Source organism: Flavobacterium sp., from assembly GCF_043773265.1.
In the GTDB taxonomy this organism is placed as follows: domain Bacteria; phylum Bacteroidota; class Bacteroidia; order Flavobacteriales; family Flavobacteriaceae; genus Flavobacterium.
The window spans coordinates 1-18,229 of record NZ_JAYVFH010000126.1 but is presented as its reverse complement, the minus strand read 5'-3'; the positions used below and the strand labels follow the sequence as shown (position 1 = coordinate 18,229).

Annotated in this window: 21 protein-coding genes and 1 pseudogene; 18 read left to right on the top strand and 4 right to left on the bottom strand. The window is 28.5% G+C overall.

Going from position 1 to position 18,229, the window contains the following annotated elements; genetic code table 11:
* From ACH2BO_RS06815 to ACH2BO_RS06755, 13 genes and pseudogenes are all read left to right on the top strand, one after another.
* A pseudogene (locus ACH2BO_RS06815) lies at nt 1–837 on the top strand (mannosyltransferase); the annotation flags it as partial.
* Between the two features lie 162 nt (nt 838–999).
* Nucleotides 1,000–1,173 carry a hypothetical protein gene (locus tag ACH2BO_RS06810; protein WP_395044001.1) on the top strand — a complete coding sequence of 58 codons (174 nt, stop codon included), beginning with the start codon at nt 1,000–1,002 and terminating at the stop codon, nt 1,171–1,173.
* Nucleotides 1,174–1,298: 125 nt separating this feature from the next.
* Nucleotides 1,299–1,514 (top strand): DUF2892 domain-containing protein, encoded by a 216-nt coding sequence (locus tag ACH2BO_RS06805; protein WP_395044000.1) that lies wholly within the window; start codon nt 1,299–1,301, stop codon nt 1,512–1,514.
* 41 nt (nt 1,515–1,555) lie between these two features.
* Entirely contained in the window at nt 1,556–1,762 is a 207-nt protein-coding gene (locus ACH2BO_RS06800) for a heavy-metal-associated domain-containing protein (RefSeq protein ID WP_395043999.1), read from the top strand.
* Nucleotides 1,763–1,845: 83 nt separating this feature from the next.
* Complete coding sequence (locus ACH2BO_RS06795; RefSeq protein WP_395043998.1) at nt 1,846–3,489, top strand: murein L,D-transpeptidase; 1,644 nt, start codon at nt 1,846–1,848, stop codon at nt 3,487–3,489.
* Between the two features lie 46 nt (nt 3,490–3,535).
* On the top strand, nt 3,536–3,880 hold the full coding sequence (locus ACH2BO_RS06790; RefSeq protein ID WP_395043997.1) for a hypothetical protein: 345 nt from the start codon (nt 3,536–3,538) through the stop codon (nt 3,878–3,880).
* An 81-nt stretch (nt 3,881–3,961) separates the two neighbouring features.
* Complete coding sequence (locus tag ACH2BO_RS06785; protein ID WP_395043996.1) at nt 3,962–4,816, top strand: universal stress protein; 855 nt, start codon at nt 3,962–3,964, stop codon at nt 4,814–4,816.
* A gap of 82 nt (nt 4,817–4,898) precedes the next feature.
* A complete protein-coding gene (locus tag ACH2BO_RS06780) occupies nt 4,899–5,657 on the top strand; it encodes an MlaE family ABC transporter permease (protein WP_395043995.1) in 759 nt (252 codons plus the stop codon).
* A 5-nt stretch (nt 5,658–5,662) separates the two neighbouring features.
* Nucleotides 5,663–6,439, top strand: coding sequence for an ABC transporter ATP-binding protein (locus tag ACH2BO_RS06775; protein WP_395043994.1), 777 nt, complete (start codon nt 5,663–5,665; stop codon nt 6,437–6,439).
* A 16-nt stretch (nt 6,440–6,455) separates the two neighbouring features.
* The gene (locus tag ACH2BO_RS06770; protein ID WP_395043993.1) at nt 6,456–7,523 is read left to right on the top strand and encodes an MlaD family protein; all 1,068 of its coding nucleotides are present in this window, start codon (nt 6,456–6,458) and stop codon (nt 7,521–7,523) included.
* A gap of 33 nt (nt 7,524–7,556) precedes the next feature.
* A complete protein-coding gene (locus ACH2BO_RS06765) occupies nt 7,557–7,859 on the top strand; it encodes a hypothetical protein (protein WP_395043992.1) in 303 nt (100 codons plus the stop codon).
* Between the two features lie 113 nt (nt 7,860–7,972).
* Nucleotides 7,973–8,524 (top strand): DUF1003 domain-containing protein, encoded by a 552-nt coding sequence (locus ACH2BO_RS06760; protein WP_395043991.1) that lies wholly within the window; start codon nt 7,973–7,975, stop codon nt 8,522–8,524.
* 111 nt (nt 8,525–8,635) lie between these two features.
* Nucleotides 8,636–9,028, top strand: coding sequence for a hypothetical protein (locus ACH2BO_RS06755; protein ID WP_395043990.1), 393 nt, complete (start codon nt 8,636–8,638; stop codon nt 9,026–9,028).
* Nucleotides 9,029–9,036: 8 nt separating this feature from the next.
* Here the strand turns inward: ACH2BO_RS06755 and ACH2BO_RS06750 are convergent, their stop codons facing one another.
* Nucleotides 9,037–10,392 (bottom strand): MBL fold metallo-hydrolase RNA specificity domain-containing protein, encoded by a 1,356-nt coding sequence (locus ACH2BO_RS06750; protein WP_395043989.1) that lies wholly within the window; start codon nt 10,390–10,392, stop codon nt 9,037–9,039.
* Nucleotides 10,393–10,397: 5 nt separating this feature from the next.
* Nucleotides 10,398–11,228, bottom strand: a complete 831-nt coding sequence (locus ACH2BO_RS06745; protein ID WP_395043988.1) for a restriction endonuclease — start codon at nt 11,226–11,228, stop codon at nt 10,398–10,400.
* Between the two features lie 205 nt (nt 11,229–11,433).
* On the opposite strand from ACH2BO_RS06745, the gene ACH2BO_RS06740 reads away from it, so the two are divergent.
* The 4 genes from ACH2BO_RS06740 (at nt 11,434) to ACH2BO_RS06725 (ending at nt 13,487) form a co-directional block, all read left to right on the top strand.
* Nucleotides 11,434–11,673 carry a YtxH domain-containing protein gene (locus ACH2BO_RS06740; RefSeq protein WP_395043987.1) on the top strand — a complete coding sequence of 80 codons (240 nt, stop codon included), beginning with the start codon at nt 11,434–11,436 and terminating at the stop codon, nt 11,671–11,673.
* A 75-nt stretch (nt 11,674–11,748) separates the two neighbouring features.
* Nucleotides 11,749–12,108 carry a hypothetical protein gene (locus ACH2BO_RS06735; RefSeq protein ID WP_395043986.1) on the top strand — a complete coding sequence of 120 codons (360 nt, stop codon included), beginning with the start codon at nt 11,749–11,751 and terminating at the stop codon, nt 12,106–12,108.
* Nucleotides 12,098–12,412 carry a hypothetical protein gene (locus tag ACH2BO_RS06730; protein WP_395043985.1) on the top strand — a complete coding sequence of 105 codons (315 nt, stop codon included), beginning with the start codon at nt 12,098–12,100 and terminating at the stop codon, nt 12,410–12,412. Before ACH2BO_RS06735 ends, ACH2BO_RS06730 begins: the two co-directional genes overlap by 11 nt.
* Nucleotides 12,413–12,710: 298 nt before the next feature.
* On the top strand, nt 12,711–13,487 hold the full coding sequence (locus ACH2BO_RS06725) for a hypothetical protein (RefSeq protein ID WP_395043984.1): 777 nt from the start codon (nt 12,711–12,713) through the stop codon (nt 13,485–13,487).
* An 84-nt stretch (nt 13,488–13,571) separates the two neighbouring features.
* Here ACH2BO_RS06725 and ACH2BO_RS06720 read toward each other — a convergent pair whose 3' ends face one another.
* Both ACH2BO_RS06720 and ACH2BO_RS06715 read right to left on the bottom strand, forming a co-directional pair.
* Entirely contained in the window at nt 13,572–15,338 is a 1,767-nt protein-coding gene (locus ACH2BO_RS06720; RefSeq protein WP_395043983.1) for a DUF885 domain-containing protein, read from the bottom strand.
* Between the two features lie 31 nt (nt 15,339–15,369).
* Nucleotides 15,370–16,269, bottom strand: a complete 900-nt coding sequence (locus tag ACH2BO_RS06715; protein WP_395044002.1) for a NifU family protein — start codon at nt 16,267–16,269, stop codon at nt 15,370–15,372.
* Between the two features lie 130 nt (nt 16,270–16,399).
* Between ACH2BO_RS06715 and ACH2BO_RS06710 the strand changes: the two genes are divergently transcribed.
* Nucleotides 16,400–18,229 (top strand): choice-of-anchor L domain-containing protein (locus ACH2BO_RS06710; protein ID WP_395043982.1); only part of this gene is annotated, 1,830 nt, incomplete at its 3' end.

Below are 18,229 nucleotides of genomic sequence, written 5' to 3'. Positions count from 1 at the left end.
AAAGAATTTACCAATCAAAATTATCAAACCAATTTAGAAGATTCTAACGGAAGAGCTATTTGGGCTTTAGGATACTTACTTTCTATAGCTGATTTATTGCCAACAGAATTGGTTGAAAAAGCCAAAAAATTAATAAAAAATTCCTTTTTAAATGTTTCCAAAATACATTCAACAAGAGCAATGGCATTTACAATTAAAGGAGTTTATTATTATAATTTAAAAAACAAAACGCCAGAAAATGTATTTATTATAAAGGAACTCGCCGATAGAATGGTTCAAATGTACAAGCACGAAGAAGACAAAAATTGGCAATGGTTTGAAAGTTATTTAACTTATGCCAATAGTGTTTTGCCAGAAGCATTGCTATTTGCTTGGCTAGCAACAGGAGAAACAAAATATAAAACGATTGCCCAAATATCATTTGATTTTTTAATGTCAAAAATATTTAAGAACAAAAAAATAAATGTAGTTTCAAACAAGGGTTGGCTGTATAATGGAGAAGAAACAGATCCTAATAAAATTGGAGGAGAACAACCTATAGATGTTGCCTATACAATTCTTGCCTTAAACGAATTTTATACCGTTTTTAAAGATGAAGAGTACAAACAGAAAATGAAAATTGCCTTTAGTTGGTTTTTAGGAAACAACCATTTGCATCAAATTATTTACAATCCTTGTACTGGCGGTTGCTATGATGGTTTGGAAGACACATACATCAATTTAAATCAAGGCGCAGAATCTACCATAAGTTATTTAATGTCAAGATTAACCATAGAAAAAAGTTGGTTAAAAAGCAAAACAAGAAAAAATCAAAGGAAAAACATTATAATTAAATAAATAGAGGAATCACGTTTTTCCTGAAAACCTACAAGGTCCAAAAAGACCATGAAGAATTAGTATCCTGCAAGGTTTTTAAAACATTTAGGTGTGTGTTTATTAAAAAAAATATTAAGGAAACAACATTGATAAATAGAGTATAACTTTTAATAAATTAAGAAAATGACAATAGCAAAAAGAAAAAAAGGAGCTTCACATAAACAAACTGATAAAAAAGTGAGAAAACTACACAATAGTTACTCTAGTTTTCCAAAATACGCTTTCAAAAACCGAGAAATTGAGATTGAAGATGAAGCAATTGTTAATCCATTGATTATTCACAATATTTTAGAATGATAATAATAATTTAAGTTTTTATAAAATTTATATAACACATTTATTATCAGAATAAACAAAATTTTAGGGTTAAATGAATTCACCATAAAAAAATAAAATATTATGAAATCAAATAAATCACTAAAATGAAACATCTTAAATCAAATGTAGGATCAATAGATAAAGGATTTAGAATTCTTGGAGCAATGTTTATTGCTGGCGCTTATTATAATAAAGAAATAACAGGAATTACTGCCATTGTTTTATTGGTAATAGCAAGTGTTTTTATCATTACAAGCTACATTAGTTTTTTTCCTGTGTATTCTATTTTTGGAATTTCTACTAAGAAAAGTGGCGATTAATCATTTAAAAGTCTTTAGCTAAAATCAAATATTTAAATATAATGAAAACAGAAAAAATAACTATTGCTAACCTAAAATGTGGCGGTTGCGAAACCACTATCAAAAAAGCATTACTAAAAATTGAAGGCGTAAATAGCGTCAAAATCGACCACGAAAAAGATACTGTAAATGTCATTTATGATGATAATGTAGATAGAGAAAAAATCACAAACAAACTCCACTCGTTAGGTTATCCAGAAGCAACCTAAGAAAACGGATTATTATTAAAGGTAAAAAGTTATGCGAGTTGTATACTGGGTAAAATAGACAATTTATAAAAGTATCATTTCTTATGAAAAACTTATCAAAATTTATCTTTATCTTATTAGTATTAATTATAGGGTGTAATAATTCTAAAAAAACGCAAGAGGATGCTTTCACTGAAACAGGAATTTATTCTACCCAAAATTATTCCGAATTGGTTTTAACCGAGTCTGATATTATCGATTTTTTTAAGTCTTACCTCGAAAACGAAATAATAATAAATGAAGTAACCCAATACTACAAAAATCGCAATTATCAATATGCTTGGTTCAATAAAGACGGAATGACACAAGCAATTTCGAGTTTTCAAAATCAATTGCAAAATTACAGTGTCGATTTTGATGATAAAACTTTTAAAACACAAGAATTAGACACCTTAATTAACCTGATAAAAACCAACAAAACAGAGTCTGTACTAAAAGAAAAACAAGTAAAAAAACTTGAGTTACTACTTACCACTACTTTTTTCAAATATTCCAAAAAAGTGTTTGGCGGAATTGTTAATAATCCGTACAACCTCAATTGGTTTATCCCTAGAAATAAAAAAAACTATCAAGTTCTCCTTGATTCATTAGTCACTACAAATAAAACCTATCGAGTTTGGGAACCAGAAAACGAATATTATTTAAAACTTAAAAAAAAACTAAAATACTATAGAAACATTCAAAAAAATGGTGGATTTCCAACTATTGTAACTACAAAAAAATTATTAAAGGTTTCTCAAAGTGATTCTTGCTTATTAAAAATTAAAGAATATTTAGTTTTAACAGAAGATTTAAAAAACAACGACAACACTATTGTTTTTACAGATACTTTAGCCATTGCAATTAGCAATTTTCAGCTTCGAACAGGACTAAAAGAAAATGGCGAAATAGGACTTTCTACAATTGCTGAATTCAACAAACCAATCGATTTTCGTATCAAACAAATAATGATCAATATGGAACGATTGCGATGGTTTCCTGATGAGATTGAAAGCAATATCTTACTAATAAACATTCCAGAATTCAAGTTACACGTTTTCGAAAACAATAAGAAAATTTGGGATGCCAAAGTAGTTGTGGGAAAAATTGCAACAAGGACTAGTATTTTTAAAGGAAATATTTCTCAAATTATTTTAAATCCTTTTTGGAATGTGCCCAATAGCATTATTCAAAATGAAATTTTACCCAAACTAAAAAGAAATCGTTCTTATTTAACTAGTAACAATATGGAAGTGCTTTCTGGAAATAATGTCATCAATTCATCATCTATAAATTGGAAAAAATACAATAAAAGTATTCCTTATTCAATAAGACAAAAACCCGGAGAAGATAATGCTTTAGGAAAAATAAAGTTTGTATTTCCAAATGATTTTAGGATTTATTTGCACGATACACCATCTAAAAATCTTTTCAACGAAAACCAACGTGCATTTAGTCATGGTTGTATTCGTGTTGAGGAACCAAAAAAATTAGCATTATACCTACTCCGAAAAGATAAAAATTGGAACGAAGAAAAAATAGATTCAATTCTTTTGACAAACAAAACTTTAGACATTCAATTACAACCAAATATTCCAATTTACATAGTGTATTTTACCGCTTGGGTTGACAGTATAGGACAAATAAACTTTAGAAATGATTTATACCATCTTGACAGTCAGTTAGAAAAAGAGATTTTCGATAACTAAATAGTAACTAATTTTTTTGTTTTTTATAAATACTTATTGAAATCTGATGAAAGAAAACAAACTATTTATAATCAAGAGCATTCACACCATAATTTGGCTGTTCTTTAATGTGGTAATATTTTATCTATTGTATGCAGTAATTATCAATAAAATTGATCAATGGGTTTGGATATGTATTGGCTTGGTCATAGCCGAAGGTATTGTGTTAGTAATTTTCAAAATGTTTTGTCCGTTAACCATCATGGCTCGAAAATATTCTAATTCTACCAAAGATAATTTTGATATTTTTTTACCAAATTGGCTGGCTAAGTACAACAAATTGATTTACACTAGCATATTCGGCATAGCTGTTATTATATTGATTTATAGACTTTTAGAAAATAAAATCTAGGAATTATATAACTAATCTTCAAAGTTGTATAACATTTTTTAAATCATTCTAAACGAAATTTACAATATAAAACTTTTCGTTATGAACAAGATACTTGTAACCACCGATTTTTCTATAAATTCTAAAAGAGCAATTCGGTTTGCAATGCAATTGGCATCTCAAAATAATTACAAACTAATTTTTTATAATGTAACTAGCATAATGAGCAAACCTAGTGTTTGGGATAACATTTATTATGGAAATTATGAAAGTGCCGAAATAAGAAGAAATCAAGAAAAATTAGAAAGATTTATCTCAAGAATCCATAAAGAAATAGCTTTGCCAACAATAAATTATGAATGTATTTGCGAAGTAGTAAATGTATTTGGGTTTAGTGTTGGAAAACAAATTATGAGCTATGCTAATGAAGTTAATGCCAATTATATTTGTTTAAGTACTAGAGGTTCAGGAATATTAGATAAACTATTTGGAACAATTGCTTCAGAATTGATATTAAAATCACCAATTCCAATTTTTGTTATTCCAAGAAACTATAGAATAAATAAATTCACTACAATTTGTTATGCTTCGGATACAGAAAATATAGAAAGCGAAATAAGAAAAGTATTAAAGTTATCTCAATCTATTAAAGCCAAAGTAAAAGTTTTACATTATGATTATAGTCCTTATTTAAAACTTGAGCATGAAAATTTAAGCAATGTAGCTCGAAAATATGAATCGGATGATATACAATTTCATTACAAAAAATTGAATCCAAAATACACCTTAAACTATCATATTAGAAAAGATGTAATGCTCATTAAACCATCTTTGGTAGTATTATTTACAAAACAAAACCACAATTGGTTCGACCGTTTATTTTCTATCAATAATTCTATAGAAATGTCTTTTAACTCCAAAGTACCCATGTTGGTTTTTAGAAAAGAAAAAAAATAATAAATATAGCCAAATGAAAATATTGGTTCTAGAATGTAACATTTTAATAAACTTTTTTTAATAATCAATACAGTCTATCAAAATGGAAATCTATTTTAAAAAAACATACGATGAAATAGGAAACACAACATTATTTGCCATGCGATTTTTTAAAGAAATATTTAATCCAAATTTTGAACTAAAAGAGTTTGTAAAACAATGCTATGTTATTGGTTTCAAATCATTACCATTGGTTACCATCACTGGCTTTATAATGGGATTGGTACTTACCATTCAAGCACGACCAGAAATGGCAAGATTTGGTGCCGAATCTTGGATTCCAGGAATGGTGTCTTTATCATTAATAAGAGAAATTGCTCCTGTAATAACCGCCCTAATTTGTGCTGGAAAAATTTCTTCGGGAATAGGAGCAGAGCTAGGTTCGATGAAAGTCACCGAGCAAATTGACGCCATGGAAGTTGCTGCCATTAATCCCTATAGATATTTGGTGGTTACTCGAATATTAGCTACCACATTAATGGTTCCTATATTAGTTTTTTATGCTGATTTTATTGGTGTTACTGGCGGATTTATTGGTATAAATATGCATAGTGATGTTAGCATCACACTTTACTTTTCAGATTCATTTAAAAACATTGAATTTTTAGACATTTTTCCCGCAACAATTAAAACATTCTTCTTTGGTTTTTTTATTGGAATGATAGGTTGTTTTAAAGGATTTAATGCAAAAAGTGGAACCGAAAGTGTAGGAAAGGCAGCCAACTCGGCTGTAGTATCAGCATCACTAGCTATTTTTATTATTGATTTAATAGCGGTTCAATTAACCGATCTTTTTTTCTAAAAAACATGATAGTCAAAAAAGATGAGATAAGTAAAGATATAACAAATTCCAATGATGAAATAGTTATTGCTTTTAAAAACGTTCATAAATCATTTGGGGAAAATGCTGTTTTAAAAGGAATAAATCTAACAGTAAAAAAAGGAGAAAATCTAGTTATTCTTGGACGATCTGGTTCAGGAAAATCAGTAGCTATAAAGTGTTTGGTAGGTTTAACAAAAATTGATGCTGGAGAAATTAACGTTTTAGGAACAGATGTTGCAAAACTAAAGGAACAAGAACTAAATAAAATTAGAATGAAAATTGGGTTTCTTTTTCAAAATGGTGCACTATATGATTCAATGACTGTTAGAGAAAATCTAGCTTTTACATTAGAACATAATGACAAAACTTTATCTGACAAACAAGTAGAAGACGCCATTGTTGAATCATTAAAAAATGTAGGTCTTGAAGAAGCAATAGATAAAATGCCATCCGAATTATCGGGAGGAATGAAAAAAAGAGTTGGTCTAGCTCGTGCCATAATCATAAGACCCGAAATTATTTTATATGACGAGCCAACATCGGGTTTGGATACAATAACGTCAAAAGGAATCAACGAATTAATAGTAGAAATTCAAAAAAAATTCAAAACATCATCAATAATTATTACGCACGATTTAGCTTGTGCTGAAACGACAGGCGATAGAATAATGATTATAAAAGATGGTGTGATATATGCCGAAGGAAGTTATAACGAACTTAAAAATAGTAGTGATCAATGGCTTCACAACTATTTTAATTAACATAAAACTTTAAAAAATGAACAACCAAAATAGTTCAACCTGGAAATTAGGAATCTTTGTAATTATTGGAATTGTATTATTTATAGTTACTATATATTTCATTGGGATAAACAGAAATTTATTTGGTTCAAATTTTAGTTTAAAATCCGAGTTTAAAAATGTAAGCGGTTTGAAAGAAGGAAGCAATGTACGTCTGTCAGGAATATCTATAGGTACTGTAAATAAAATATATTTCATTTCAGATTCACTAGTTCTAGTGAAAATGCTTATAAAAAAAGACGTCCAAAAATATATAAAAACAGATGCAATTGCAAGTATTGGCTCAGATGGTTTAGTTGGTGACAAAGTATTGATAATTACATCTGGTACAAGCTCAAAAAAAGTTGTAAAAAATAATGCTGTTATTGAATCTTATGTTTCAATTGAAATTGAGGATATTATGCGAAGTGTTCAAAAAAGCGCTAATAATGCCGAGATTATTACAAAACAACTTATAAGATTTAGTTACAAAATGAATAATGAAAAAGGATTATTGTCAAAAATAATGACCAATAAAAATTTTGCAAATAGTGTAGAAAGTACCATAGTCAATCTTGAAATTAGCGCTAAAGAATTAGCCGAATTCACACCAAAAATTAACAACCCAAATGGAGCGGTTTCAAAAATATTTACCGATAATGAATTTGCAAATAAAATTGAAAATGCCATTTCAAATATTCAAAATAGCACCAAAGACATTGGCACTTTTACTGCCAAAATTAATAACGATGATTCGTTTTTATCAAAATTATTAACCGATAAAAAATTTGCAGAAAAATTAGAAACGACACTTTTAAATCTAGAAAACAGTTCTAATGAGTTAGTCAAACTAACAACTAAAATCAATAATGAAAACAATGTACTTTCTAAAATTATTGGCAATGAAAGATTAGGAAATTCAATTGATTCTACAATTATAAATTTAGAAACTGCTTCTAAAGAATTAAAAGAATTAGAAGCAGCAGCCAAAAACAACTTTTTATTGAGAGGTTATTTTAAAAAGAAGAAAAAAGTAGAACAGAAAAAAGAAGAACAGAAAAGATAAAAATTAATTATTAACATCTAAAATGAAATCAAAATGAAAAAATTATTAATCGTACTAAGCGTATTCTTAGCAATAACTACAATTGGATATTCACAAGAACAAGTTCAGAAAACTAAAAAAACTACAAAACAAAAAACTAGTATTTATGAATGTCCAAAATGTAATATGACCTCCAAAAAAGCAGGTAGATGTGAGCATTGCAATGTAGAATTGATAAAAAAAGAAGGAATGATGTATGAATGTCATAAATGCCATAAAGTATCAAGTAAACATAAAAAATGCAAAAAATGTAAAGTAACTATGACACCAAAAACAAATACAAATTTTGAAAAATAATTCGTATTTGACAAATAGTAAGTCTAATAACTTTCGCAATTTTTATTAGATATACTATTTAAAAAAACATTTATCAAATTAATAGAAAATGAATATAAAACACCTTCAATAAAATGAAAAAAGAAAGTATTGAAAAATTATTATCTGATGAAGTAAATCATCTAGATAAACTACATCAAATTGTCAAAAAAACTATAGATGATGAGGAACTTATTATTCATAACCTTACACATCCTCCAATTGAAAATTTGACACAAGGACAACTAATTTCAGATAAAGTGGCAATGTTTGGCGGAAGTTGGAAATTTATTATATCGTTTTTTGTTCTATTAACCATTTGGATAGTTTTTAATGTTTTAGCATTAGGTGTTTACAAATTTGATCCTTATCCTTTTATTTTAATGAATTTGATTTTGTCCTGTATTGCGGCTTTGCAAGCACCAATCATTATGATGAGTCAAAATCGTCAAGAAGAAAAAGATAGAGAAAGGAGTGAAAATGATTATTTAATCAATCTAAAAGCCGAAATGCAAATTCGAAGCTTAAATAAAAAAATAGATTTATTACTCGAAGAACAAATAAAAACCTTGTTTGAAACCCAACAAAAACAATTTGAATTGCTAAACGAAATTAACTTGAAACTTGAAAACAAAAAGACAATTTAACCACTTAACAACTAGTAATTATATAACCTTTAATAAAAGTTATATAAGAATAATGCATTGCTTTTTAACAAATTTTGTATTATAAAATTTAATCAATTAAAATCAATTAAAATGAAATCAACAAAGAAACTTGGTATTTGGATGGATCATTCAATGGCTCATTTAATGGAATTTTCAGAAACTCCTTTTGAAATAGAAACCATCGAATCTAAATTTACACACGAAGAAAAAGAAAAAAAATTAGCCAAAGGCGAAAGCTTTATGCACCACAAAGAGCAACAAATGCATTCGGATTATTTTAAAAAAATTGCACAAAAAATTATTAATTATGACAAAGTTTTATTGTTTGGACCAACCAATGCCAAAACAGAATTATTCAATAAATTGAGTGAAGATAATCGTTTTGTAAAGATAAAAATACACGTCAAAGAAACCGATAAAATGAACGCTTATCAAAGACAAAGTTTTATTAATCAGCATTTTTCTAGTCCGTTGTATAAATAAAGTGGTTTTTACAATTCCGCTTCTTGTCCTAATAAAGGAACACAACAATCAAATCCATACTGCTCTTGAATTTTAATGCGAAGTTCATCAGCGGCTTGGTTTTCTCCGTGAACTAGAAATACTTTTGTGGGTTTAGTTTTCAATTCAGAAAGCCAATTTAGTAATCCTTTTTGATCGGCGTGAGCAGACAAACTATCAATATTGAGAATATTAGCTTTTACAGCATAATATTTTCCATGAATTTTAATGTCTTTTGCACCTTCCAACAATTTTCTACCACGAGTGCCTTCGGCTTGAAAACCAATAATAATTATTGTTGTTTCTGGCAAACCAATATATTGTTCCAAATAACTCAAAACCCTACCACCAGTAATCATTCCGCTGGCAGCGATAACCACTTTTGGGCTTTTGTTATAAATGGTTTCAATAGTTTCTTGGTAATCTGTAATCATTGTAAACATTTTGCACATTGCCACAAATTGTTCTTCAGGAAGTTTGTGCCAATTTCTGTTGTTTGCAAAAATATCAAGCACACTAATTCCCATAGGTGTATCAATAATATAAGGAATATTCGGAATTCTATTTTCTTCTTTCAATTGCCAAAGAAAATACATAATGGTTTGTGCGCGCTCAACTGCAAAACTCGGAATGATAATAGTTCCATCTTTTTGAACCGTATTGTTGATGTACACTTCTAGTTCTGATTTTGTATCAGTATCGGGATGCAACCGGTTTCCGTAGGTGCTTTCTAAAAAAATATAATCTCCTTTTGTAGGTTTTACAGGTGGAAAAACCAAAGCATCATGATCACGACCAATATCTCCTGAGAAAACTAGTATTTTATTTTCTAAAGTTAATTCGATGAAACACGCACCAATAATATGGCCAGCATTGGTATAAACTGCCGAAATTTCTGCATCTAGATTAATAATTTCATTGATTTTTATAACTCTAAAAAATGGAAAAACCTGTTCGGCTTGCGCAACAGTATAAAGTGGCTCGGCGATTTCGTGTTTAGAATACTTATCTTTGTTGGCTTTATTGGCATCTTCTTCTTGTATTTTAGCACTATCTAGTAGTATTAATTTAGTGATGTCTTTTGTTGGACTAGTGCAATAAATTTTACCTTTAAAACCTTGATTAACCAACCTTGGTAGCCAACCACAATGATCCAAATGACCGTGTGTGAGAAGAACAAAATCTATAGTTGATGGTAAAACAGACAAAGGTTCCCAGTTGAGTTCCCGAAGTGGCTTTATACCTTGAAATTGTCCGCAATCTATCAAAATTCTCATGCCATTGCTTTCTATCAATGTTTTTGAACCTGTTACAGTTCCAGCTCCGCCTATAAATCTTATTTTCATGATTTCTAAATGTATTTGCACAATTCTGATACTTCTTTTAAGACGATTTTAATTTTATTAACACTCAATCCTATTTTTTCTAAACTTTCTGAATTATTGATTAATTCTTTAACTAAAATAATATTCAGTATAAGTAATTTTTCTTTTTCTGCAAGTGTTAATGTGGTTAAACAAGTAACAGGATAAAGTTGATTGTTATCTATTTTATGCCTAAAATTATTGCTTTCAGGATAATCCCAGCTCAAAATATTTAAATCTGAACATTTTGCAAACGCAATTGCATCCGATGTAAATCGGTTATTTGAGATAATCCAACATTTAGAAATTTCATCTTTATTTGTAAAAATTTGATGATGTTTGTCTTTCAAATCATTAAAACGAGATAAAATATACATAGGTACTTTTACATCTGAGTTGGTTTCTCTTCTTTCGTGAAACTTACATTCTATTATTGCAATGATATTGTCCTTTTTTATGATTACATCAATTTCGTGCGAAATGCATTTTCCTTGCAAAATCATATTGGTTATGGTTTGATATCCATCTGATGCAAAAAGTCTTGAAATGTATTTCTCAAAGAAAAAACCTGCTGGACCTAATAATTCGATTGCCGTCCTTAAATTGTATCTCGCAGCATGAGAATTGGATTCTTTTTTTAATAAACTAAACGCTAATTTATAAATGCTTTTTGTAGAAATTCCTTCAAATATTTCTTTTTCAATAGCCAACAAAACGTTATCAACTATCAATTTGTTTGCTCCCGATTTTAAAAGAGATCTTTCGAGTTTGTTTTTATCAAAATCTACAATATCACCAGAATGTTTTATAATTTTCATTTGAAAAAAAATAGAAATTCAACTTATAAAATTGGAAATTTCTAACACAATTTATTTTATATAATTATTAATAAAAGTTACATTATACACAGTTTTTATTTTAAGTGTAAATAATATAAATTTCTATAGAAATTGTATAAGACATTTATAATCAATAGAAGTGAAATTTGTTATATAAAAATTTATAATTAAAAAAATTAAAATTATGGAAACAAGTAAAGTAGTATTAGGGGTTTTGGCTGGTGTTGCTGTTGGTGCCTTATTTGGAGTTTTATTTGCGCCAGATAAAGGTTTTCAAACTAGAAAAAAAATTGTTGATACTGGAAAAGATTATGCAAACGGTTTGAAAGAAAAGTTTGAAAATTTGTATCAAGAAGTTGTCAATAAAAATGAAGATATTTTGAAAGATGCTAACGAAATGGTTGCATCAAATAATGAATATTAATTTTTTGTACAAACCTGTTTAGCAAAATATCAAAATTAAACTAAGCAGGTTTTTAATTATATTTAAAAATAAATTATGGAAAACTGTATATTATCAATAGAAAAACTATTACAAAAACTTGAAGTTTATAGTAAAACATCTATGGAATTGTGTAAGTACAATACTATTTACAAATCGGCAAATATAATTTCTTCGTTAGTGGTCAAATCAGTTTTAGGTATTGTTTTTATACTTTTTTTTCTGTTTTTAAATATAGGATTGGCATTATTATTAGGTGAATATTTTGGAAAATTTTATTATGGATTTTTTTTTATGGCTGGCTTTTATGTGTTGCTAGCTTTTCTTTTTATGCTATTTCAAGATTCATTAATTAAAAATCCTATTAGCAATTATATTATTAGAAAAACTTTAAATAAAAAAGGGAATGAAAACTAGCAATGAAATGGTTGGTTTGTTGAATAAAATCACTTTGTTAAGAGAAAAACAAAAGATAGATTTGCAATCGCTAAAAGAACAAACCTATGAAACTTACCAAAGTATAAAACCCGTAAACATTATAAAAAATTCTTTACGCGAAGTAGTTTCATCGTCAGAAATAAAAACTGATTTGCTAAAAACAATTGTAAATTTTGCTACAAATTATGTTTCAAAAAAAATTTTCCCTGAAAAAAAAATGAACCCAATACAAAAAATTTTTAATAAAGTTTTGAAATTTTTTAAACCAATAAACAAAGACTAAATGGAAAACAAATTTAATAATATTCTTATTTTTTATAAAATTGTCGCTTAACATAGTTTTTAATTTTTATTTACATATTCATGATTTTTTAAGATACTAAATTCTAGTATTCGGCGTGTTGGGTAGAGTGCTATTATTTTCACAAAAAAAGTTTGAAATGAAATTTTCAGACTTTTTTTGTGCTTTAAAAAATGGTTCATTTCATTGTTAAGAACTATTTTTTATAGTTATAAAAACATTTTTTTTAATCATTAATTTTGTGCAATAACCTAATCTGTTCTATAACCAATTTATTAGAATGAAAAAGTATTCTTCTATGACAGCACTTATATTGGCATTTATTGGATTTGCTTTAATTACTGGCGCACTTTTTTCTTTATATCGCTCAAGTAGTGAGGCGAATGATATTGATACAAATGATACTCAAATTGAAATCGCGAATAAAAAAATTGAAGTTTTAACTGATGAAATTCAGGAAACTAAAGAACAATTTATTGAAGCCGACTATAAACCAAGTGATTTTAAACAAGAAGATATTATTACACAAATAGAAGGTCATAATATTCCAATTGTTGAAATTAAAGATACTGATTTGGGTGAAGGTTCAGATTTTTCAGATGATGCCGAGCCAAGAAAAAAAGGGCAACGAATGATGTATAATCATCAATTGAGGTTTTCATTAATGAATGTGAGTAAAATTTCATTAAAAGATGTGATTTTTTCAATAAAGGATATTTATAATGATCCAAAAGAAGGTAAAAATAAGAAAAAACCAAGCGAATACAATTATATGGGACGAACCTATGATAATGAAGATGTTGGAGCTTATAATAATATTGAAGTTAATACATTAAATTTAAAATCTAAAAAACAAATTTACATTAGTAATTTGCCAACAAGCTTTGGTGTAGGTGATTATTATTTTGATATTATCGTAGAATGGAATAATGGTTTTTATCAAATGCATGTTGATATTGAAGAATTAAATGGAAAATTAAAATACCGATATCAATTTTATGATGTTGACGGAAAACCTATAGATTTTAAAAAAATAGAAGAAACTATAAACGTATAAAGTTTAAAAACGAACTGCAAATTCAAAAATTACATCAGGATAATTTTTGAATTTGCAGTTTTGTTTTTAATATGAAATTGAGTATTATTTATTTGATTTTATCCAATTGTTAACTTTTTTTTCTAATAATGCAAGTGGCATCACTCCAGATTCTAAAACTATTTGATGAAATTTTTTGATGTCAAACTTTGCTCCAAGTTCTGAAGTGGCTTTTTGGCGTAACTCTAGAATTTTTAATTGCCCAACTTTATAAGATAATGCTTGTCCAGGAATTGCCATATAACGTTCAATTTCTGCAATAATACTTGATTCACTTTCTGCTTCATTGTCTAACGAATATTGAATTGCTTGTTCTCTTGTCCATCCTTTAGAATGTAAACCAGTATCTACAACCAATCTAATGGCACGATGCATTTCGCTTCCCAACATTCCAAAATATTGGTATGGATCATTATATAAACCTAATTCTTTTCCTAAACTTTCAGTATACAAAGCCCAACCTTCGCCATAAGCACCAAACCAGTTGAATTTTCTAAAATCTGGTAATTGTTGATTTTCTTGTTGTAAAGAAATTTGAAAATGATGACCAGGAATTGCTTCATGAAGAAATAAATCTTCGTCAGCATAAAAGTTATAATCTGTTACATTTGGAATTGGTACATAAAATATTCCAGGACGAGAACCATCTGATGTGCCTTGAACATATTCGGCACTTGCAGTTTTTTCACGAAATGATTCAGTTCTTCTAATTTCAAATTTGGTTTTTGGTTGCAACGAAAATAGTTTGTCTACATTAGGTTTAATTACTTCATATAGCTTTTCGAAATTAGCAATTACTTCTTCTGGTTTTTTAAATGGTTTTAATTCTTGTTTGTTTCTCACATGGTCAAAAAAATCTTTTAAAGGTCCTTTAAAACCAACTTGATTTTTTATTATTTCCATTTCGGTTTTTAATCGCGCCACTTCTTTTAATCCCAAATCATGAATTTCCTCAGGAGTCATTTCTGTAGTTGTCCATTGTTTTACATAAACTTTATACAAATCATTTCCGTTTGGCAAACTTCCAATTCCGCTAGTTGTTCTTGATGCCGGAATGTATTCAGATTTTAAAAACGCAGACATTTTCTTAAACTTTGGAATTAGTTTTTCGTTTATAGTTGTTGTGAATTCTTTTTTTAATGATTCTTTTTGAGCATCTGTAAACGTTGAAGGCATTGATTTTATAGTGGTGTAAAATAGATTGTCTTCTATTTTTTCTGTAATCATATCGTCAAATTGTGGCAGTAGTTTTAAAGATAATACTTTAGGTAAAACAACGCCTTTTTCTATTCCTTTCTTCATGTAAACCATTGCAGAGTCAATCCAAACTGAATATAAATCCATTCTTTTAATGAAATTTTTATAATCTTTTTCGGTTTTAAATGGCTGAGCACTTTCGCCACCAGCAAGTTGTGCCATAGTAAGGTGTGTTCCCCAAAATTGATGAATCGGTGTTAAATTAGCATTTTGTTTTAATAAATCTATACCAATTTCTACTTCCCATTTTATTATGTCGAAGCTATTTTTTTCTTCTTCGGATAGTTTTTCAAAATCTATTTTTGATAATTCTGTTTGATATTTTTCAAAGAAAACTGCTTGTTTTTTTCGATAAACATCAGTCATTTCTAATTGCAATTGGTCGTTGTATTCATTTTGACCATTTAATGTTGCGTCTAATGGATTTAGTGCATTTTTTTCATCAAAATAATTGTCTGTTAGTTTTTTGAAATCAACAGATTTTTCTTCATTCTTGCAATTCGCAAAAAGTAGTGAAAGTAATATTATAGATGAAATTGCTTTGAATTTTTTCATTTGTTTTTGGTTTTTTTGGTTGGATTAAACTTTAAGCATTTAACGCTTCAACAATTATATCTTTGTCGTTTAACATGTCTTTTAGCATATTTTCGATACCACTTTTTAATGTAAATGTCGATGACGGACATCCATTACAAGACCCTTGTAAGATTACTTTTACGCGTTTTTCTTTTTCATCATAAGAATCAAAAAGGATATTTCCGCCATCTGCAGCAACAGCTGGCTTAACATATTCTTCTAAAATGTTTATAATTTGTTGTGATGTTGTATCTAGAGAATCAAAATTTTTAATTTGTTGTTTTTCGTGTTTTAAATCTTCAACTATTTGCGATTCATCTACAACAGTGCCTCCATTTTCTATATATTGTTTTATGAATGTTCTAATTTCTAGAGTGATTTCGTCCCAAGATACTACATCATATTTTGTAATTGAGATATAATTCTCATCAATAAAAATTTCTTTTACATACGAAAATTTAAATAACTCTTTGGCAAGTGGTGAAGCTGCGGTTTCATCAATGTTTTTGAATTCTAAAGCTGTTTTTGTAAGTTTTTTTGTAACTACAAATTTAAGCGTTGCTGGATTTGGAGTTGTTTCTCCATAAACTGATAATCCAATTTTTTTTGGTTTTAAAACGTCTTCTATAATTATTTTTCCTCCGTTTTTTACATAATCTTCTATTTGTTCAGCAACGGCATCTTTTACATCTGCCCATTCAACAATACTGAATCTTTCAATTGCTATAAAATTTCCAGAAATGTAAACTGTTTTAACAAATGGTAAGTAAAATAATTGTTGAGCAAGAGGTGAATTTTTGGCTTCATCAATATTTTTATATTCAAAACTTTCATTTTGAGTTATAAAATCTGGGAATTCAAATTTTAAAATTGTAGGATTTTGAGTTTCTTTGGTGTTAATTTTCATGATGATACAAGTAATTTTCTACAAATTTAACAAAGTTATTTTCTTGGAATGTCTATATTTGAAGTTTTAAACAATAAATTAACACATTGACTAATGTTTTAAAGGATTATTGGTTGATAATACATAATAAATTATGAAAAGAATTTTACTGTTATTTTTAATTTTACTATTCAATTTTTCATTTAGTCAATTATCGGTTAATAATACTACTCAAACTCCTGCACAATTAGTTCAAAATGTACTTTTAGGTAGTGGAATTACAGTTTCGAATGTGAAATTTAATGGTTCTGCAGCCAATGCTTTACTTATTAGAGATCAGGTCGGACATTTTACAAATGGAGTTTCTACCAACTTAGGAATTGATAGTGGTATCATTCTCGCTACCGGTCAAGCACAAGCAGCGATTGGACCAAATAATGCTGGTGGTTTAACGTTAGCAACTGCCAATCCAATAACTGGTGATTCAGATTTAGCATTATTAACTACTAATACAATTAATAATAAAGCTATTTTAGAATTTGATTTTGTGCCTATTGGACAAAATTTGAGTTTTAATTTTGTATTTGCTTCTGAAGAATATCCAGAATGGACAAACACTGGTTTTAATGATGTTTTTGGTTTCTTCTTAAGTGGTCCAGGAATAACTGGTCCTTACACTGGTGGTGCTGCAAACATAGCACTTATTCCATCTACTATTGTTCCCATTACAATTAATAATTTAAATAATGGCGGTGCAAATTTAGGACCTTGTGAGTATTGTGCTTTTTATGTAAATAATGGAACCGGAGTAACACCTGCTTTGAATGCTACAATTCAATATGATGGTTTTACAACTGTTATTGCTGCAAATGCAATTGTACAATGTGGGATGACATATCATATTAAACTTGCAATTGCTAATGTTGGTGATAATTCATTAGATTCTGCGGTTTTTTTACAAGCGCAAAGTTTTAATACAAATCCTTTGTCTTTTCCTAATGATTATTTAATTTCTAATGGTTTTGCTCCATGTGCAGGAACAACAACAACCATAAATACTGGTTTACCAATAACCGTGCTTCATTCATGGACATTGAATGGAAATTTAATTGTTGGCGAAACGGGTCCAATTATTACCATATCACAACCTGGTCTTTATTGCGCAACTGCATATCCTTATGGTCCAGCATGTCCAGTTACAGATTGTATTACTGTTGAGTTTCAACCACCATTACCAGTTAATCCACCTAATAATCTAATTGTTTGTAGTAGTCCATTCAATTTAACATTAAATACTCCAGTTGTATTAGGTGCTTTATCACCATCACTTTTTGATGTTAATTATTTTTTAACATCTCAAAATGCAGAAGATTTTGCTTCAGCTATTTCTAGTCCAAATGTATTCAATGGTACAAATGGTCAAATAATTTACATCAGAGTTGATGATTCTTCTGGTTCCAATTGTTATAGTATTCAATCATTTACATTAACTATTGATCCTGTTCAATGTCTTGTTAATGCAAATCAACCTCCAAACTTATCTCAATGTGATGACGCTTCAAATGATGGTTTTGGAACTTTTGATTTTACGCCACAAACGGCTATTGTTTTAGGTTCGCAAAGTGCTTCAAGTTTTACTGTAACTTATCATTTAACTCAAGCTACTGCTAATTCAGATTCTGGTGCTATATCTCCATTTAATTCATTTGTAAATACTGTAAATCCACAAATAATTTATGTAAGAATTGAAGATAATGCAAATCCTACATTTTATGACACAACAACTTTTCAGTTAATAGTTAATGCAATACCATCCACACCAAACCCAGCAGACGTAACCGTTTGTGGAAGTTATATTTTACCAACTTTACCAGCAGGAAGCACGTATCATTCAGCAAGTGGAGGAACAGGTACAACCTTTGCCAATGGCGCAACTATTAATTCCACACAAACAATTTACGTTTATGCGCAAACTGGTACAACG

Bases quoted from the DNA above. Each gene is read 5' to 3' on its own strand.
- ACH2BO_RS06810 (WP_395044001.1), top strand. From the start codon at position 1,000: ATGACAATAGCAAAAAGAAAAAAAGGAGCTTCACATAAACAAACTGAT.
- ACH2BO_RS06805 (WP_395044000.1), top strand. From the start codon at position 1,299: ATGAAACATCTTAAATCAAATGTAGGATCAATAGATAAAGGATTTAGA.
- ACH2BO_RS06800 (WP_395043999.1), top strand. From the start codon at position 1,556: ATGAAAACAGAAAAAATAACTATTGCTAACCTAAAATGTGGCGGTTGC.
- ACH2BO_RS06795 (WP_395043998.1), top strand. From the start codon at position 1,846: ATGAAAAACTTATCAAAATTTATCTTTATCTTATTAGTATTAATTATA.
- ACH2BO_RS06790 (WP_395043997.1), top strand. From the start codon at position 3,536: ATGAAAGAAAACAAACTATTTATAATCAAGAGCATTCACACCATAATT.
- ACH2BO_RS06785 (WP_395043996.1), top strand. From the start codon at position 3,962: ATGAACAAGATACTTGTAACCACCGATTTTTCTATAAATTCTAAAAGA.
- ACH2BO_RS06780 (WP_395043995.1), top strand. From the start codon at position 4,899: ATGGAAATCTATTTTAAAAAAACATACGATGAAATAGGAAACACAACA.
- ACH2BO_RS06775 (WP_395043994.1), top strand. From the start codon at position 5,663: ATGATAGTCAAAAAAGATGAGATAAGTAAAGATATAACAAATTCCAAT.
- ACH2BO_RS06770 (WP_395043993.1), top strand. From the start codon at position 6,456: ATGAACAACCAAAATAGTTCAACCTGGAAATTAGGAATCTTTGTAATT.
- ACH2BO_RS06765 (WP_395043992.1), top strand. From the start codon at position 7,557: ATGAAAAAATTATTAATCGTACTAAGCGTATTCTTAGCAATAACTACA.
- ACH2BO_RS06760 (WP_395043991.1), top strand. From the start codon at position 7,973: ATGAAAAAAGAAAGTATTGAAAAATTATTATCTGATGAAGTAAATCAT.
- ACH2BO_RS06755 (WP_395043990.1), top strand. From the start codon at position 8,636: ATGAAATCAACAAAGAAACTTGGTATTTGGATGGATCATTCAATGGCT.
- ACH2BO_RS06750 (WP_395043989.1), bottom strand. From the start codon at position 10,392: ATGAAAATAAGATTTATAGGCGGAGCTGGAACTGTAACAGGTTCAAAA.
- ACH2BO_RS06745 (WP_395043988.1), bottom strand. From the start codon at position 11,228: ATGAAAATTATAAAACATTCTGGTGATATTGTAGATTTTGATAAAAAC.
- ACH2BO_RS06740 (WP_395043987.1), top strand. From the start codon at position 11,434: ATGGAAACAAGTAAAGTAGTATTAGGGGTTTTGGCTGGTGTTGCTGTT.
- ACH2BO_RS06735 (WP_395043986.1), top strand. From the start codon at position 11,749: ATGGAAAACTGTATATTATCAATAGAAAAACTATTACAAAAACTTGAA.
- ACH2BO_RS06730 (WP_395043985.1), top strand. From the start codon at position 12,098: ATGAAAACTAGCAATGAAATGGTTGGTTTGTTGAATAAAATCACTTTG.
- ACH2BO_RS06725 (WP_395043984.1), top strand. From the start codon at position 12,711: ATGAAAAAGTATTCTTCTATGACAGCACTTATATTGGCATTTATTGGA.
- ACH2BO_RS06720 (WP_395043983.1), bottom strand. From the start codon at position 15,338: ATGAAAAAATTCAAAGCAATTTCATCTATAATATTACTTTCACTACTT.